Below are 19,196 nucleotides of genomic sequence, written 5' to 3' on the forward strand. Positions count from 1 at the left end.
ACCTCATCATTCTATATTCACCATGTCTTTGGTAAAGTCTTCAGGACTTATTTGTCCTTTAAATAACTGACTAACTAATTCTTTCTCTTTGTTTCCTTTTTCCTCTCCCAAGTAAATATCACCATACAAGCTATATGATGCATTCTCTGTTAACTTCTCTAATTTTTTAGATAACTTATTTACATTGCTCGTATCACCGGTGTATTTCCATGCTGGAAGTCCAGAACCAAATTCGAAATATCTTTTTGATATTCTTTCGGCTATAAATTTTGCCGCATCAACAGCTTCTTTTTTATATTTTGTATTATTACTTACCATTAAGTGATCCACTGCTCCACCTAAAAATTCTCTATCATTACCTTTTCCGTCTTTAACTATCGGAAATTTCTTAACGATTACATTGTCCTTTATAGATGGATCCATATTTCCTATCTCACCGATGAACCAGTTTCCTGTATAGTACATAGGAATTTTTCCTTGTTTAAATAAAATCTCAGATTCATCTCTTGTAAGCTCCATACTTGATTCATTAAAAGCTTTTAAATCCATTAATTCCTTTAATTTATATGCAGCTTTTAATATTGTGTCACTTTTATTTGCACCTATATGAGAATCACCAGCTCCGCCTATTCCTCCTTCTCGTAACGCTAAGATATCATAATATAGAATTCCTGTCCAATTATCTTTTTCTCCCACTAAAAGGGGTGCTATACCTTTATTTCTAAAAGCTTTTACTGCATTTAAAAATTCATCATAATTGTCTGGTATTTTAATATTTGCTTCTGAAAAAAGCTTTGTATTGCAATAAAACGTTCCAACTGATAAGGTCATTGGTAATCCATATATGTTGTTATCATAAGTTACATTGTCAAGCATATCTTTATTAATCTTATCTTTTGTATCCTTATCTATATATTCATTTAGATTTAATACCTTTCCTGACTCTATAAATGGCTTACTAAAACCGCCCCCCCAAGAATAAAATATATCAGGCAGTTCATTTACAGCAAATGCTGTCTTTATTTTTGCTTTATACCGCTCATTTTCTACCGCCTCAATCTTAATTTGGACATTAGGATTAGCTTTATTCCATTCTTCCACCGTATCCTGAATTATCCTTCCATTAGCATCCATTTTGGTTTGTGACCATATGTGCCACATGGTTAATGTTATCTTTTCTTTATTCTCTGTGCTATTTGCGTTATCTAAAGAGCAACCGTTGAGACTAATTAAAAATATTAAAATTATAGGAAATAAAATTACTTTTTTAATAATTATCCCTCCCAAAGAAACTTATAATTAGATAGATAATAGTCAAGCAATCCATAACTTTACTACGATATCATCTAGTTTCCTCATTCATATTTAATAAACCTTTTTCTATATTCTTCTACATTCAAGTTTTCCTTATTTAACTATATCTGTATTAGGCTTTTCCTGCAAGCCTTCCAATTCTTCTTCAATTACAAATATACTTTCTATTTTACTAAAACAAAACTTCCTCTCTTAACACAACACAACTCAACTAAATATTAAACTTATTAATAACTTCATTTAGTCTTAAAGTTAGTTCACTCTGATTCTGTGCATTAACCGAAATTTGCTCTACTTCATGGGTTACTTCATTTATACTATTTAATATTTCACTAGAATTATTTTTGGATTTCTCTATATTAGTTGAAAATTCTATCATGGCACTACTTACATTATGAATATTTGTATTTATTGCTTTTACCATAGTTGAAATTTCTTCGGACATCTCATTGATAAATTTAGCATCATTTTCATAACTTTTACTTGATTCTATCATAAACTCATAATCAGATTTCACATTTTGTTCTATATAATTTAAAATTCCTTTTGAATTCTCCGATAAATATTCAAAAACATTTTTTATTTCTTCCACACTTCCATGAATACCACTTACTGTAGCAATAGACTCTTCTGCTAGTTTTCCTACTTCATCTGCAACAACTGAGAAACCTTTTCCCATTTCTCCCGCTCTCGCTGCCTCTATTCTTGCATTTAAGGCTAAAAGATTGGTTTCAGAAGCAATACTTACTATAGATTCACTTAAACCTTCTATTTCTTTAACTACCTTTCCTCTCTCTATAGCCTCTTTAATTTTTTTATTTTTCTCTACATATATCTCTCCAGATAGTTGTATTGAGGCCTCGCTTTTTTCCATAATTTTACTTGATTTCATTTTTATATCTATTGATTTTTTAACCTCTCGATTTACTATTTCGGCTAAATTGTTCATATTTTCATTAATTTTTTTGATAGATAAAACAAATTCCTCAGTTGATGAATTCGTTTGCTCAGCTCCTGTTGCTATCTCATCTGTAGCTTCATTTATAAAGGAAAGCTTTGAACTAATTTCCTGAACAGATGCAGCTAATTCTTCAGAAGATGCCGATAGTTCTGTTGAATTATCTAAAATGATCCTTATGAGTTCCCTTACATTTCGCAATGCTATATTAAGAGCACCTGCCGTTTGAGCAAATTCATCTTTCCCCTTAAGTATAATTTCCTCAGAAAAATTATACTTCGCAAGGTTATTAGCATAATTTTTTATTTTCTTTAATGACACTATTATATTTCTAGTCATTAAATATCCTAAAGCCACAGTAAGAATCAATCCCGTTATTATAAAAGTTGTTATTTGCATCTCTACCTTGCTGTATAAATCATCATTATCAATATTTTCATTCTTAGCTTTAATTGAACTATATTCCAATAATTTAGTTAGTGATGCTGCAACCTTACTTCGTGATACTGCTAATTTTCGATAATCTAATATAGCTTCGTCATAATTATTTTCTTTCACAAACTTTAGCAATGAATCGCTTTTCTCTTTATAATCTTTATAAACTTCATTATAATTTGAAAGCTCATTCTTTTGATAATCATCTAAATTTAATTCACCATATTTCTCTATTAATAAATTTCCTTGTTCAAATCCCTTGAAAATATCATCATTTAATTTTTTCATCATTAATTCATCTCTATCATAAATTAGACTTAATATATTATTATTTATTTCTAACGAATTTTCATTTAATCTATGTAAAATATCTGTAGACACAAGATCAGTATCATACATATCATTTGAAGCATTATTAATTTTACTTAAACTCTTCAGCCCTATGATTCCTACCGATGCAATAATTATAAATAATAGTGTGTATGAAAATATTAATCTTTTCCCTACACTAAAATTGCTCCAAAACTTCATCTACTAAACCTCCTATCAAATCTAGCTTAAAGCTTGTTTTTCATGTGTATCTCAAATTACTTATAAATTAGTCCCGATCACTAATTAATCTGCATATTAATTTAAATAGCAAGAAAAGGGATAACTCAATTTGAAAATATACTAAAGTAAATTTGAATACATTAATCATTTGAGTTATCCCTTATTAATTTTGAATTTTACGTGTATTTAATTATTATTTAGTTTCTGTTGTAAATTGCTTTTGCTTTTCTTTTCCGTATTCAACAACTTTATCTGCAGTTATCCATTTAACTGGCACTGGATAAACACCATCAACTTTTTCACCCTTTATTTTCTTATCTAAAGTATCTATTATAGTTTTACCTATTGCATAAGAATCTTGGTCAACGATTCCTGATATTAAATTAGTACTTACACCATTTTCCCAAGTTGGAGTATAGTCAAATCCAAAGTGATATATGCTTCCAGCTTTGCCTTGAGATTTTATAGCTTCCATTACACCTGTATCTGGCCCTTCTGATCCTAATGAGAATACAGCTACCATATCAGAATTTGAAGTTATTTGTCCTTCTAATTGTCTTTTTGATTCTGCCGATTGGTCATTATCTTGAATTGGTTCTAACCACTCAAAGTTCTTAGCATCTGCTCCCATTACCTTTTCAAAACCAGCTTTTATTCCTTCTTGTCTATATGTCATAGTTGTTTGAGTTAAGTTTACTGCTGCCATTGCAATTTTACCTTTTGTGATGCCTTTTTCTTTTAAAGATTTAGCACCATTTTCTCCAAGCTGCTCTCCAGCAAGCTTATTATCTGTTCCTATATAAGATGTTCTATTTTCTTTTGTTTTTACGTCAGCATCAAAAGTTACTACTGGAATTCCTTTATCATTTGCTTCTTTAACTTTTTTATCAAACATATCTGGATCCATTGGAGCAATAGCTATTCCTGCTGCTTTATTCTTTATAGCCTCATCAAGGAATCCTATATGCTTTTCGTTCTTTTGTGTCTCATTAGGTGGCGATGTTTTAACTATTAATTCATATCCTAAAGCCTTAGCCTCATCTTCAGCTGCTTTCTTCATTGGAGACCAATAAGCTCCTGTATCAACTATCGGAATAAAGTAAATAACCTTTTTTCCACTTGTACTTGCTGTTCCCTCAGTTTGTGTTTTTGTTCCACACCCAGCTAAGCTACCAACAATAAATACTGTTGATAATAAAGCAATAATTTTCTTCTTCATAAAATTTTTCCCCTTCCGTAATTCCAATTTTTTTAGATATGTTGTTTTGGTATATTTTATATAGCTTAATCCATTAATTTCTTAAATCATTAACCTCTTAGAATCTATTGAATTAAGCTTAAATAACACTTGATAATTAGCTTTTTTTCTTAAATAAACTTCCTTTTCTGTAGAAGTCAACAACTATTGCAAGTACAATAACAGCTCCTGTTACAGCTTGTTGTAAGAATGAGTTGATTCCAAGGATAGCTAATCCACTTTGGAATACTTGTATAGTAAATATTCCTACCATAGCTCCTCCGATTGTTCCTACTCCTCCGCCGAATTGTACTCCACCCATGATTGCACCAGCCATTGCAAATAAATCTGGACCATTTATTTCACTTGGAGCACCAACGTTTATACTTGACATTAGTAAGATACCAGCTATTGCAGCCAAAATCCCTTCTATTGCATACACTTTTATAACGTGCTTATTTACGTTTATTCCTGATAGTCTTCCTGCTTCTTTGTTTGATCCCACTACGTAGCAGTATCTACCGAATCTTGTATTTTTCATTAAATAAGCCATAACAATAACTATTAGGATAAATACTATAGTGTTAGTATGTATTATTGATATACCTACTTCTGTATTAGACATATTATAAAACCAATCTGGAACTCCTTTAATATAAATTCCATTTGTGAAGAATAATATTAACCCTCTTATAAGGTAGCTTGTACCCATGGTAAGTATAAAAGATTCTAATTTAAATTTTGTAATTAGGAATCCATTAAATAATCCCCAAAGTGCACCTACCAATAATCCTGCTAGTAAAGAAACTGGTATACTAACTCCCTTTACAGCTAAATAAGCTACTGTACATCCTGAAAATGCAGCTATTGCACCTATTGAAAGATCAACACCTCCAGTTATTATTACCATAGTAATTGCAACTGTCAGAATTCCTACTGTAGGAATCTGCCTTAAGAAATTGGACATATTTGCTGCCCCTAAAAAGTCAGGACTTGCAATTGAGAATGTTAAAATAAGTACTACAAGCACTAGATAAATTGAATACTTTAGAAATAAGTTTTTAATATTAAACCCTTCCATTTTTGTCTTAGTACCTTCCTCTTGAACAACTTTATTATTAATTGTTTGGTTCATCTTTATTAATCCCTCCAAGCGTAGCTAATTTCATTATCTTTTCTTGTGTCGCTTCTTCTCTGCTAAGTTCTCCCGTAAGTTTTCCTTCACACATAACATATATTCTATCCGACATACCTAATAATTCTGGTAATTCAGAAGAAACCATAATAACTACTTTGCCTTTTCTAACTAAATCATTCATTATATGATATATCTCAGCTTTAGTACCTACATCTATTCCTTTAGTTGGTTCATCAAAAATAAATATCTCTGAATCCGTGTTTAACCACTTAGCTAGTATTAATTTCTGCTGGTTTCCACCTGATAATGTTCCTGCCATAACATCAAGATTTGCTGTTTTAATCTCAAGTGCTTCCTTAAATCTTTCTCCAGTCTCTCTTAACTTTTTATGATTTAATACAAAATCTTTTAAGTTAGTTAGAGTTATATTATCAAGAACACTCATTACTAGTGATAATCCTTGGCTTTTTCTATCCTCTGTTAAAAAGCAGATTCCATTATTGATTGCATCCATAGGTGAATTAATCTTAACTTCTTTCCCATTGATCGCTATCTTACCTTCGCTTATTTTATCTGCACCAAATACAAGTCTCATAAGTTCTGTTCTACCTGAACCCACTAAACCAGCTAGTCCTAAAATTTCACCTTTTCTTGCTTTTAAGCTAACATTTTTAACTCTGTCAGCATAATCACTAATGCCTTCAACTTCTAAAACGTATTCTTTAGGTTCAAAGATCTCCTTAGGAAATAGCTCAGTTAAATCTCTTCCTACCATCATATTTATAAGTCTTTCTTGAGTTATTCCTTCTAGTTCACAACTTTCAATATAAGTACCATCTCTTAAAACAGTCGCTCTGTCACAAATATCAAAAACCTCTTTTAATCTATGTGATATATATATTGCTGCTACTCCTTCATTTTTTAGGGTTTTTATAACTTTAAAAAGGTTTTCAACATCTTTCTGAGATAACGATGTTGTTGGTTCGTCAAAAATAATTATCTTTGAATTTAAACTTATTGCTTTCGCTATTTCCACCATTTGCTTTTTTGCTGTTGGTAGTTGCATAACCAAGTCAGTAGCGTTTATATCTATCCCTAATTTTTGTATTATAGAATCTGTGTCTTCATGTAGTTTTTTATAGTCAACAATACCTAAGGTTTCATTTTTATATGGAAGTCTTCCCATATAAACGTTTTCCGCAACCGTCAATGTCTCTGCTAGATTTAATTCTTGATGAACAAATCCAATACCTAATTGTGCAGCTTTAGTCGGATTAATAACTCCACAATCAACTCCTTCAACAAATATTTGACCTTCATCCTGCGTATGAACTCCCCCAAGTATTTTCATTAAAGTTGATTTTCCAGCACCGTTTTCTCCCAATAAAGCATGTACTTCACCTTTTTTAATTTCCAGCTGCGCTCCCTTAAGAGCATAAACTCCTGGAAATCTTTTATGTATGTTCTTCATTTCTAAAAATACATTACTCAAGTTCTAACCACCTCAACTTTCTTAATTACTAATCGTTTTCATGATTTATTTTACAATAATGCGGGGACTAATTATATGTAATATCTTTACCTCTACATTTGATATCTTTACTTTTTAAACTAATTTTAAAAAGTTGTTATTTATTATAGCCATTAAAACTAGACTTCTCTAATAACTTACCGAAATCACAAATATTTTTTTCCGAAACTATAAAAGTGAAGATAAAAAAAGCACCCCAAAATAGCGGAGTGCCTTTCAAAATATACTTTTTAACTACGGCTTAAATTATTTAGGTAATTCTACTTTTTGAATAGTACCATCATCATTGTATTTTAATTCAGTGAATTTTACGCAACGTTTGTTGTCTGCTCCACCTGATAAAGAACTATCATGATAGAATAAATACCATTTATCTTGGAACTCAACAATCGAATGATGAGTAGTCCAACCTATTACAGGATTAAGTATTTTGCCTTTGAAAGTATAAGGACCCTTTGGATTTTTACTCATAGCATATACGATAGAATGAGTGGTACCAGTAGAATATGAAAGATAGTAATTTCCATTATACTTATGAACCCATGGGCCCTCGAAATATCTTCTATCTTCATCACCAGCAAGTATAGGATTACCTTCTTCATCAACAATTGATATTTCTTCAGGGTTTGCTTTAAAAGTAAGCATATCATCATTTAATTCAGCTACTCTTGGTCCTATAGCAGGTGCTGTAGCAGCAGGGCCTTCACCGTCTGGATTAAATGTTCCAGTTTGCCATTTTTCTAGTTGTCCTCCCCAAAGGCCTCCAAAATAAACATATGCTCTATTATCATCATCCATTAAAACGGCAGGATCAATACTATAACTGCCAGGTATATAATTTTCTTGAGCTTTAAATGGTCCAGCAGGATTTGAGCTAGTAGCTACTCCAAGTCTGAAGATTCCATCCTTATCTCTTGCAGGGAAAAATAGGTAATATACTCCATTTTTATAAGCAGCATCTGGAGCCCATAATTGTTGACTTGCCCATGGAATATCTCTTAAGTGAAGAGCCTCACCATTATCAATACAAGGTGAATTCATATCATCAATAGATAAAATGTGATAGTCCTCCATATTATATTGATCACCATTGTCGTTTGAAACCTGAATTTGATCAAGATCATGAGAAGGGTAAATATAGATTTTACCTTCATATACGTGAGCAGAAGGATCTGCAGTATAAATGTTGGTTACTAAAGGTTCATTTTGTTTTATTGCGTTTTTCATATGATTCTCTCCTATATCTTTTAATTTTTATTTATAAGTTATATATTTATACTAATTCCACATTTATTTCTAAAGCTGATACCGATGTTAGCTCAAAGCTTCTCTTATCTGGTTGCGATATACCAACAGATAATTTAAAATTCTTACTATCAAGAATTCTTTCTCCATCATCATTTACAACTTCAAAAGACTTTTTATTCAATTTCATTGTTACAATTTTACTCTCACCTTTTTTCAATGAGACACGTTTAAATCCTGCTAAGCTATGGTTTAATACAGCATATTTTGATTCTAAATCTTTTACATAACATTGAACTACTTCCTCAATGTCATATTCACCTGTATTTCTGATCTCTATGCTAATATCAAAACTTTCAAAGTCAGATTTAACAGGAGGCACTTGTAAATTAGATAATTCTACGGTTGAATAAGTTAATCCATATCCAAATGGATATAAGCTCTCATGGTCTAGATACCTGTAAGTTCTTCCCTTCATTGAGTAGTCAGTAAATTCAGGAAGGTTAGCAGTATCTTTATAAAAAGTTACTGGCAACTTACCACTTGGAGAACATTTTCCAAATAATATATCTGCTACAGCGGTACCTCCATGACTACCTGGATACCATGCGTTTAAAATAGCAGCACATTTTTCTTCTGCTCCATTAAATGTTAAGGCACTTCCAGCTCCAAGAACAACTATAACTGGTTTTCCTACTTCAAGTACTTTCTCTAATAAATTTTGTTGTCTTCCTGGTAAGTTTAGGCTTTCTTTATCTCCTGCACCATAGCTATTGCCTGCATCTCCCTGCTCTCCTTCAATTGTAGAATCTAATCCTAAGCATAATATAACTACATCAGATCTTTCTGATACTGAAATCGCTTCGGATAATCGATCATCTGGCCTTGCTAGGTCTTCCACTTTATCTTTAAATAGGTGACATCCTTCAGAGTAATATACTCTCACGTCATCACCAACTGCATTATGAATTCCTTCTAATATTGTTGTATACTTAGATGCTGTTCCAGAATAATTTCCCTTTAACATTACTTCGCTATTTGCATTAGGACCAATTACTGCTATTGACTTTAAATTTGACTTATCTAATGGAAGAGTTCCATTATTCTTTAGTAATACCATAGATTTTCTGGACGCTATTAAGGAAATTTCATTATGATCCTTACAATCGTTTACCTCATACGGTATCTTGTTATATTCACACTCTTCATCAAACATACCTAATTTAAATCTTGTTGTCATTAATCTTTCTGCAGCTGTAGTTATTTGTTCTTCAGTTACTAAACCTTCTTTATATGCTAATAACAAATTAAGATACATATTTCCACAATTAAGATCACAGCCATTTTCTATTGCTAATGCCACTGATTCAGTCGCTGTGCTAGTAATCATATGATGCATATGGAAATCTGCAAGAGCCCAACAGTCAGATACTACATGTCCTTTAAATTCCCATTTGCCTCTTAGAATATCTTTTAAAAGAGTTTTACTGCCACAGCACGGTTCTCCATTTGTACGATTGTAGGCACCCATTACGCTTTCAACATTTGCCTCTTTTACACATGCTTCAAATGCTGGTAAATATGTTTCATATAGATCCTTATTATTCACAACCGCGTTAAATTCATGCCTTAATCCTTCTGGTCCACTATGCACTGCGAAATGTTTTGCACAAGCAGCTAATTTCAAATACTTTCCTTCTCCTTGCAATCCCTTTATGAATGCAACTCCTAATCTAGATGTTAAATATGGATCTTCTCCATAGGTTTCATGTCCACGTCCCCATCTAGGATCTCTAAAAATATTTACATTCGGAGACCAATAGGTTAATCCCTTATATATGCCTCGGTCGTCTTTTTTGCTATATTCATTGTATTTCGCACGGCCTTCTGTAGCAATAATATCTGCAATCTTTCCTAAGAATTCTTCATCAAACATAGCCGCGAGACCGATTGCCTGTGGAAACACAGTTGCTGTCCCAGCTCTAGCTACCCCGTGAAGCCCTTCATTCCACCAATTATATTCTGGTACATTTAAATGTTTTATTGCTGGTGATTGGTACGTTAATTGCTCCGCTCTTTCTTGTAATGTCATCTTTGATACTAATTCTTTTGCTGCCTTTGCAGAAAATTCATGAATATTTTCTTGTTTGCTATTCATATATACCCCTCTATTCTTTAAATAATCATGGAGATTTAAATTTATACTACAATATTCATTTGATAATTTAATAATATAAAATTTATAGTTGACTTAACAAGAAAGTATTTATATAATTGTAGACAAAATTTACTCTCTTGGAGGAATTCTATGCTAAAATATGAGTCATACCATTTTGGTGAAAATACTCTTTTTTCTCACTACCATCCAATTAGCCTTAATTACCCTATTCATCTGCATCGGAGCTTTGAATTTATATATGTTATGGATGGAACCCTACAAGTCTATGTTAACAATAGAAACTTTAACCTAAAAAAGGATGACTGTATACTAATTTTACCTTACGAAGTCCATTCCATTTCAACAGAGAAATATTCCGACGCACGTATTTGCATATTTTCTCCTGAATATATAAAAACATTTGATAGTATGATTTATGGTAAATTTCTCGAAAATCCAGTTTTTAATTTATCCTATAATGCTCAAGCCCTTATACTAGACAAAATTTTCAGAGATAATGTTAATGTGCTCCAAATGAAAGCCTGTCTCTATCTATTATGTTCTGAAATTATGGAATACACAAAATTACTTGTTAGTGTTAAAAATGATTACGAATTATTACATAAGATCCTTAACTATATTCAAGATAATTTTGCTAAAGATATATCATTAAAAAGTGTTGCTGATGAATTTTGCTATAGTTACACTTATCTTTCTAAATACTTAAATAATGTACTAGGAATATCATTTGTAGATTTTGTTAATCAGAATAGAATTAATTATGCTGCATATTTATTAAAAAATACAGATGAACCTATAACAGATATTGCATATAAGTGCGGATACTCAAGCATACGGTCTTTTAATAGGAACTTTTTCAACATCGCTGGTAAGACTCCTAAAAATTACAGGAACTCTTAAGTTATACACCTGAAGAAAAAGACTAGGAACAATAAATGTTTATTACAATAGTCTTTAATTATTTTCCTAGGAAATAATTAAAGACTATTAAAACTAAGTTGATTTAGGCCTCCTCTACATATGAAAAATAATCAAAATCTGCATACTTATTCATACCAGATAAATCCTGGCACGCAACTCCAACAAAAGCTCCTGTGAAAGCCCATGAGCCTTTAATTGCATCATCTGACAATGTACTGGCATCATAAACCTTTCCTATAGGCCTCCAATCATCCTTATTAGTAGCAAAGAAAAATCTAAGTTCACCAAAGCTTACTTCTACTTTTAGATAGACACGTTCTGCATCCACTATCAAAATGTTATCATCCTGAACCATTGACTCGGATAAATCATTATTTATGCTGGCCAGTATGCCTATGCATTTGCCCCCTAATTCTTCATCCGTGCTTACCCTCAAATAATAATAATTTTCTGTGTTGTAATAGCAAATTAATCCTGCAAACTGCAACGTTGTTTCAGGTTCAAATTCAAGACAGGTCTCAGCACAATAAACAAAATTCTGCTGACGTCTTGCAATCATACTTTGAGTAAATTTCGAAAACATTGATTCTTTTCCATACAATCTCAAGAAGCCTGGTCTCTCAGTAAGTGACATAAAGGTCTCTGCCGGAACTCTCAATGATTGGAAATTTATATCTAGCAAGATATTGTTAAAATCATCATATTGTGAAACTAAGATATTTTTTTCACCATCTGAGTCACCTTCATTGTGTACTTCTATTTCCCAAGAAGGTAAATTATCTATGCCAGAAGATAAATACAGCCAGTCATCTTCACGCCATTCTATCTTTTGCATAGCTGTTTCTCTTCCAAGAATGCAGCGATCTGTTTCTGGAAGAGGCCTTCCACAAAGATGAACCATAAACCATTCATTATTCGGACCTTCCACTATGCTTGCATGTCCTGCCTTTTGAAGAAATTTATGCATATCGCTACCCGCAGAAGTAAGAATTGGATTTTGCGGATGAACCTCATAGGGACCCGTAATTTTCCTTGAACGAGCAAGAGTTACTGCATGGTCATAGCTAGTACCTCCTTCAGCAGCCATCAGGTAGTAATAACCATTACGCTTGTATATATGCGGCCCCTCAGAACAACCTAAATCTGTTCCTTTAAAAATATTCAGTATTGGGCCAACAAGACATTTGTTTTTTCCATCATATTCTTGTAGAAGATGGCCAGCAAAGCTATTCTTTCCTATACGATTATCCCATTTCATGTTTATAAGCCATTTTCTGCCGTCATCATCATGGAATAGAGATGGATCAAAGCCACTGGAATTAAGATAAACCGGCTCTGACCAGTCACCACAAATATTACTTGAGGTTACCAAATAATTATGAGTATCCTTAATGTGTCCGTTGTTGTTTACTATTGTATATATTAAGTAAAAGATACCATTATCATAAGACAGACATGGAGCCCAAATTCCACCTGAATCAGGAACACCCAACATATTTAACTGAGATACTCTGTTCAAAGGATGTGCTACAAGCTCCCAGTGAACTAAATCTTTGGAATGATGAATTTGAACCCCCGGAAACCATTCAAAAGTAGAGGTTGCAATATAGTAGTCATCCCCAGCTTTACATATAGAGGGATCCGGATTAAAGCCTTTTAAGATCGGATTTTTAACTTTTAACATACTTCTCCTCCTTAAGTTAAGAATTTCGTATTAATATCATACTATTTCAAAATTTCCTTTGAAACAATGTCATATGTTATTACTTAGTGTACAATATTACTGTAATTAGTTATATTTATATGTATAACATGAAAAGTAATGTATGATATTAATATAAATGTCCACCGATTTATAGATTTAAGAAGAGGTAAAAATTTATGAACATGGTTGAAATAGAATTAAATCCATACTTGGTCTATTGTCTATATGACGAATCAATAGCCACTCAAACTCCTGGAAAAGAATATAAATCTAGAGTAACTAGATACCATGAATTAGAATTTATCACCAATGGCTCTGGCACCATGAAGGTTAATGATACTGTCTATAATTTAAAACAAGGAGACTTATTCTATTATCCCCCAGATACAAAAATTACCGGAACAATGCCCTACGGGTATATACTAATAATATTTGACCCATATTTTAATCAGAAAAACTTTCTTCAATATCAGGAAGGGAGAAAGGCTTTAGGCGATGATTTAACTTGTGAAAGCAATGTGAGTATGGAAGCCCTACCTATACCTTTACATATTAATGTGAGTAATTTTAATATATATAAGTCTATATTCAAGAAGATTTTCACAAGCTTTGTAAGAGACGGCAATACTTTAGAAAATAAAATTGTTTTACTACAGCTCTTATTCGAGTTAAAGACTGAGCTATCTAAAACTTCTAATATTGATTCCTTCAGCACAAAATCTTATTATAAAAAAATAATGAAATGTTTAAAAAATATAGACACTACACCTGAAACAAATTATTCTCTCAATGAATTAGCAACGGAAGTTGAATTGAGTAAGAATTTCTTATGCACTGCCTTTAAAGAAATTGTAGGAGTTACTATCTTCTCCTATATACATGAGAAGAGAATAGAAAAAGCGAAGGCCATGCTTATAGAAACTCAATCAAGTATAGAAGAAATTGCTCACCATTGCGGCTTCGAAAACATGTCCTATTTCTACAGAATGTTTAAACGATATACAGGAGCATCACCTTCTAACTATAGACAACATTACAGACTATAATATTAGGTACAACAAAAAGGGACTATACAAAACTTATCAATTTCTAATTAAATCTGATAAATTTTATATAATCCTTTAAAACTCTTAAAGTATTGATATCACAGTATTTTCTTTTTGGCGGAGAGAAGGGGATTTGAACCCCTGATAGAGTTGCCCCTATACACGCTTTCCAGGCGTGCTCCTTCGACCACTCGGACATCTCTCCATATAGTATAATTGGCATTTAATGCTTTCTTATAATATCATATAATTATTTTCAATTCAACTGGATATTTTTAATTCTATTAGATTAACCCATCCTTCTATTTGCAAAAAATTCTGTAAGCATATCTGAACATCCTTTATCATACATCCATTTTACACTTACAAATGAGTTTAATTCTCTGCTTTCTAACAAATTTATTATTGAACCACAGGCTCCCATATCCTTATTGAAAGTTCCTATGTAAACCTTAGATATTCTACTCTGAACAATAGCACTAGCGCACATAGGACAAGGTTCTAAAGTCACATACATTTCACTGCCATTTAGCCTCCAGTCTCCAATATTCTTTGATGCTTCTTTAATTGCTATAATTTCTGCATGAGCTGTACTATCATTTAGAGATTCTTTTAAGTTATGAGCTTTTCCTATTATCACTCCATCTTTAACTATTACTACTCCCACTGGAATCTCACCTTTTCTCATCGCTACCCTTGCCTCACTCTTTGCCATTTCTAAAAAATCATTCATCTACTTTACCTCTATTATAAATTTCTTAACCAAACTGTTCATATTGTTTGTTCCTTTTCTTAATACCTCGACATATACTATAAATTATAAAATCATAAAGCTTTTTACTCATCTATATTATTAACTATAATCATAAATCACAAAAAATTAAACAAAAAACATAGAAGGGATACTATTAATTTATTAACAATACGCCCTTCTATCCAAATTATTTCTAGTTATTTCATGAATCTAATTTTATTTTTGATCTATCATTTCTCTTAAATATCTACAGCTACTTGTCTTTCTCCAATATTTATAATGATCCGGACTCTTTTAATTCTATTCTTTTCGATCTCTTCAGCAATAAATTTAATACTATTAACTATGACCTCTTCTTGTTCCTCTGGCATTCTGCCAAGGTCTCCAATCATAAGTCCACCTACTGAGTCAAACTCTTCTGAATCTATATTAAGCCCTATTAAGTCACTTATATCATTAATTCTAAAGCTTCCATCAACAATATACTCATTATCATTAATAACTACAACAGATTGATTTTCCTCATCATACTCATCTTCAATATCTCCAACAATCTCTTCAACTAAATCTTCTATAGTTACCAATCCCACTGTGCCACCATATTCATCTAGTACTACTGCCATATGATTTCTCGTTTTATTCATTTCCTTAAATAATTCTGCAATTTTTTTGAACTCAAACGTATGGTACGGTTCCCTTATATACTTTGAAACCTTAAAGTCTTTTCGTGGATTTTCAATCATAGCAAGGTCTTTTATGTTTAAGATACCAACAATATTATCTATTGTCTGGTTATATACTGGTATTCTTGAGAACTGTTCACTTTTTATAATACCCATTACCTCATCATAGCTTGATTCCTCATCAATTGAAATAATGTCAACTCTTTGAACCATTATATCTTTTACCTGTAAATCTGCAAACTCAAATACATTGAATATCATTTCCTTTTCAACATTTTCTAAAACGCCTTCCTCTTCACTTACCCCAACCATAGTCTTTAATTCTTCTTCAGTTATAAAGGATCTTATTTCATTAGGGTCTCCACCAAAAAGTTTAATAAAAAATGAAGAAATAGTAGTAAAAATATATACTAATGGACTAAATATTATTACTACAACTTCTATAGGTTTTGCAACAATTAGAGCAATAGTTTCTGATTTCTGCTTTGCTATAGACTTCGGAGTTATCTCTCCAAAAATTAATACTAAAATAGTTATAATCCCAGTTGCTATTCCAACTCCAGTATTACCAAATATATTTGTTGCGATAACAGTCGCCATTGCTGATGCTGCTATATTAGCCACACTATTTCCTATTAAAATTGCTCCTAAAAGTTTATTTGGATCTTCAATAAGCCTCTCCACTAATTTAGCTCCTGGAACCTTTTCCTCTGCCATATGCCTCAGCCTTATTCTACTTAAGGACATTAATGCTGTTTCGGAAGCCGAGAAGAAACTAGATAATACAATTAATATAACCAAACTAGTCAACTGCCACGTATAATTGGGGCCCAAAAATGATCACTCTCCTAATACTGCAAATTTTTAATACATACTATTATATTGAAAATCAATGTAAGCAAATTTCAATAATTAATATTATATTTATTATTGTAGAATTAAAATCATTCTTATTTTTACAGCTTAATTCTATAAATCTCTCATAGTACATTATCATAAGAATAAAAAAAGAATATCTCAAAATAGCATATTCAATAACTATTTTAAAATACTCTTATAAACTTAAAATAAGCTGCTCTTTATATGCCTAGTCATTCAATTGATTTAATGTAGGCATTGAAGCTATTGCTCCATAGTTAGTACATGTAATTGCACCAACTTTATTTGCAAATGAGATAATATCAATCCATTTTTCAAGGCTTATATCTTTTTTGTATTGAATATCAGATACTTGTTTAAGTACGGCTCCAACAAAAGCATCCCCTGCACCTGTTGAATCTACTTGCTTTATTTCTATTGATGGTATTATTTTATTTTGTCCATTAACACTTAAGTAAGTTCCCTTAGCACCTAAAGTGATAGTTACAACCTTAACCCCTAAATCATGTAACTTATTAACCCCAGTTTCTATATCCTTTTCCTTAGTAATTAAATACAATTCTTCATCACTTAATTTAGTAAAATCACTTTCTCTTAAAAACTTAATACAATCCTCAACAAATAATTCTAATTTATCTGGAGTAATCAAAGCATCACGATAATTAGGATCAAAGGATACATAAATATCATTAGATTTTGCATAGTCTAATAATTTAAAGTAAGTCTCTTTTAATTCTCCTTCTAAAAATCCTGTAGCTGATCCAAAGTGAATTATATCTGATTCACTTATTTTTGATAAGTCAATATTTTCAAATGAGTATTCCCCATCACTGCCTCTTAAAAAGTCAAAGTTACGCTCTCCATTTGCATCAATTCCAACTAACGCAATTGTGGTACTTCCCTTCTCCACTGCCATTTCAGTATTTATATTTAAATCCTTTAGAAGTTCAATTAAATGCTTTCCAAAGAAATCATCTCCTACTTGACCTAAAAAATAAGCATTTCCTTCAAGCTTAGATATACTTGCAGCTACATTAGCTGGTGCTCCTCCAGCCTTCTTTTCAAATTTTTCTCCATCTTTTAGTCCCTTATTATCAACACAAACCATATCAATTAAAAGTTCACCAATGCAAAAAATATTATTATTCATACTTCACACTCCTTAAATACCATAAACTCAATTCATTAATCTTAACTTTATTATCATTTTTAATTTCAATTTCTAATTGTTCTTCTTTAGGAAAATACATTAAAGTTGTTACTTCCAATCCATCCTGATAATATATTTCAATAATTGAATTATCAATAAATATATTTAATCTTAATTCTTTCGGAGCTTTTAATTTAAACTTCCTGACTCCTTTTCCACCTATGTGCATGTTACTTCTATCAATGGTGCATACTTCGGTGTCTTTGTTATAAGTAAGTAATATATATTCACCCTTGAAATTAAATCTTATTTCTGTAAGTTTTGTATTCGACATTTCTAAATTCAATATTATCTCTGCACATCTTGAGTCTAAATTCAATTTATAATTATCACAAATCAGCCCGTTAACTTCTAGGGCTTTATCTTGTCTTAAATTTCTAAGTTCTTCAAGGGGCTTTTGATATATTACATTATCTTTATATTCTAAAACTCTAGGGATTGTAAGTGAATACATCCATCCATATTCAGACGTTGGGTACTCAACGTCCTTGTCCGGCATTCCTATCCATCCAAGCATTATATTCCTATTATCCTGAGAGAATACTTGTGGTGCATACAAATCAAAACCCATATCTAGTTCTTTAAATTCATCATGATTTTTTAGTTTAACTTCCTCTAAGTCCAAGCTACCTATTACATAGCCTGACTGATGTATATTTTGATTCTTAAATTCTTCGCATTCTAATCCTTGTGGTGAAAATATGAATACGCATTTGTCTTCATTCACATTTAATATATTTGGACACTCCCACATATATCCGAAATCTTTCATATCAGTGTTTAGCTCACCGAGTAAATCCCATTTTTCAGCATCCCCTGATTTATAAAGTAAAACTCTTCCTCTTAAATCATTATTTTGGGCGCCAAGTAACATATAGTAAGTATTATCTTTCATGAATATATAAGGATCTCTAAAGTGAGCCGTATACCCATCAGGCTGCCTTTTAATGACTACTCCTTTTTTCGTAACCGTTCCGTCTTCATGATATGTTGCTACACACTGATAGGACTCCCTTTGGTCATTTTCACCTTTTACATTTCCTGTGTAATATAATCTTAATTCATCATCTTTGACTAATCCACAACCTGAATAACAGCCATCCTTATCAAACCAATCTTCAGGCTTTAACACTACTTTAGGCTGAGTAAAACTAATAAAATCAGCTGTCGTTACTAAGCCCCAATGTTTTGTTTTATGTTCACACCCAAACGGATTCCATTGATAGAATATATGAAAACTATCATTATAATAACTTAATCCATTTGGATCATTAACTAAACCAAAAGGCATCTCAATATGGAAGTTATTTCTCCACATATTTCTTTCATTACTTCTGTAATAATTCTCCAAATTATTATTGATTTCCTGGTACGATTTCTGGTCTAGCATCTTTTCCTCTTCTCCTATT

General features: G+C 31.7%; 14 protein-coding genes and 1 tRNA gene. 2 read left to right on the forward strand and 13 right to left on the reverse strand.

Going from position 1 to position 19,196, the window contains the following annotated elements; translation table 11 throughout:
• Positions 1-6: 6 nt before the first annotated feature.
• From CLCHR_RS02465 to CLCHR_RS02495, 7 genes are all read right to left on the reverse strand, one after another.
• On the reverse strand, positions 7-1,161 hold the full coding sequence (locus CLCHR_RS02465; RefSeq protein ID WP_242965981.1) for an extracellular solute-binding protein: 1,155 nt from the start codon (positions 1,159-1,161) through the stop codon (positions 7-9).
• Between the two features lie 364 nt (positions 1,162-1,525).
• A complete protein-coding gene (locus CLCHR_RS02470; RefSeq protein WP_079438100.1) occupies positions 1,526-3,238 on the reverse strand; it encodes a methyl-accepting chemotaxis protein in 1,713 nt (570 codons plus the stop codon).
• A 214-nt stretch (positions 3,239-3,452) separates the two neighbouring features.
• The gene (locus CLCHR_RS02475; RefSeq protein ID WP_079438101.1) at positions 3,453-4,478 is read right to left on the reverse strand and encodes a sugar ABC transporter substrate-binding protein; all 1,026 of its coding nucleotides are present in this window, start codon (positions 4,476-4,478) and stop codon (positions 3,453-3,455) included.
• 136 nt (positions 4,479-4,614) lie between these two features.
• A complete protein-coding gene (locus tag CLCHR_RS02480) occupies positions 4,615-5,631 on the reverse strand; it encodes an ABC transporter permease (protein WP_079438102.1) in 1,017 nt (338 codons plus the stop codon).
• Complete coding sequence (locus CLCHR_RS02485; protein WP_079438103.1) at positions 5,615-7,126, reverse strand: sugar ABC transporter ATP-binding protein; 1,512 nt, start codon at positions 7,124-7,126, stop codon at positions 5,615-5,617. The genes CLCHR_RS02480 and CLCHR_RS02485 overlap by 17 nt, the downstream gene beginning before the upstream one ends.
• 285 nt (positions 7,127-7,411) lie before the next feature.
• Positions 7,412-8,392 carry a glycoside hydrolase family 43 protein gene (locus CLCHR_RS02490; RefSeq protein ID WP_079438104.1) on the reverse strand — a complete coding sequence of 327 codons (981 nt, stop codon included), beginning with the start codon at positions 8,390-8,392 and terminating at the stop codon, positions 7,412-7,414.
• Between the two features lie 46 nt (positions 8,393-8,438).
• Positions 8,439-10,568, reverse strand: a complete 2,130-nt coding sequence (locus CLCHR_RS02495) for a glycoside hydrolase family 3 C-terminal domain-containing protein (RefSeq protein ID WP_079438105.1) — start codon at positions 10,566-10,568, stop codon at positions 8,439-8,441.
• Between the two features lie 150 nt (positions 10,569-10,718).
• On the opposite strand from CLCHR_RS02495, the gene CLCHR_RS02500 reads away from it, so the two are divergent.
• Complete coding sequence (locus tag CLCHR_RS02500; protein ID WP_079438106.1) at positions 10,719-11,489, forward strand: helix-turn-helix domain-containing protein; 771 nt, start codon at positions 10,719-10,721, stop codon at positions 11,487-11,489.
• Between the two features lie 103 nt (positions 11,490-11,592).
• Here the strand turns inward: CLCHR_RS02500 and CLCHR_RS02505 are convergent, their stop codons facing one another.
• Positions 11,593-13,194, reverse strand: a complete 1,602-nt coding sequence (locus CLCHR_RS02505) for a glycoside hydrolase family 43 protein (protein WP_079438107.1) — start codon at positions 13,192-13,194, stop codon at positions 11,593-11,595.
• Positions 13,195-13,391: 197 nt separating this feature from the next.
• Here CLCHR_RS02505 and CLCHR_RS02510 point away from each other — a divergent pair, with 197 nt between their 5' ends.
• Positions 13,392-14,261, forward strand: coding sequence for an AraC family transcriptional regulator (locus CLCHR_RS02510; protein ID WP_079438108.1), 870 nt, complete (start codon positions 13,392-13,394; stop codon positions 14,259-14,261).
• Positions 14,262-14,376: 115 nt separating this feature from the next.
• Here the strand turns inward: CLCHR_RS02510 and CLCHR_RS02515 are convergent.
• The 5 genes from CLCHR_RS02515 to CLCHR_RS02535 form a co-directional block, all read right to left on the reverse strand.
• Positions 14,377-14,466: transfer RNA gene (locus tag CLCHR_RS02515), tRNA-Ser, on the reverse strand.
• An 84-nt stretch (positions 14,467-14,550) separates the two neighbouring features.
• Complete coding sequence (locus CLCHR_RS02520) at positions 14,551-14,994, reverse strand: nucleoside deaminase (RefSeq protein ID WP_079438109.1); 444 nt, start codon at positions 14,992-14,994, stop codon at positions 14,551-14,553.
• Positions 14,995-15,254: 260 nt separating this feature from the next.
• Entirely contained in the window at positions 15,255-16,532 is a 1,278-nt protein-coding gene (locus CLCHR_RS02525) for an HlyC/CorC family transporter (RefSeq protein WP_079438110.1), read from the reverse strand.
• Positions 16,533-16,785: 253 nt separating this feature from the next.
• Positions 16,786-17,727: a carbohydrate kinase family protein gene (locus tag CLCHR_RS02530; protein WP_079438111.1), complete on the reverse strand. Its 942-nt coding sequence runs from the start codon at positions 17,725-17,727 to the stop codon at positions 16,786-16,788.
• Entirely contained in the window at positions 17,720-19,177 is a 1,458-nt protein-coding gene (locus CLCHR_RS02535; protein ID WP_079438112.1) for a glycoside hydrolase family 32 protein, read from the reverse strand. The genes CLCHR_RS02530 and CLCHR_RS02535 overlap by 8 nt, the downstream gene beginning before the upstream one ends.
• Between the last annotated feature and the right edge of the window lie 19 nt (positions 19,178-19,196).

The sequence above is a fragment of the Clostridium chromiireducens genome (assembly GCF_002029255.1).
In the GTDB taxonomy this organism is placed as follows: domain Bacteria; phylum Bacillota; class Clostridia; order Clostridiales; family Clostridiaceae; genus Clostridium; species Clostridium chromiireducens.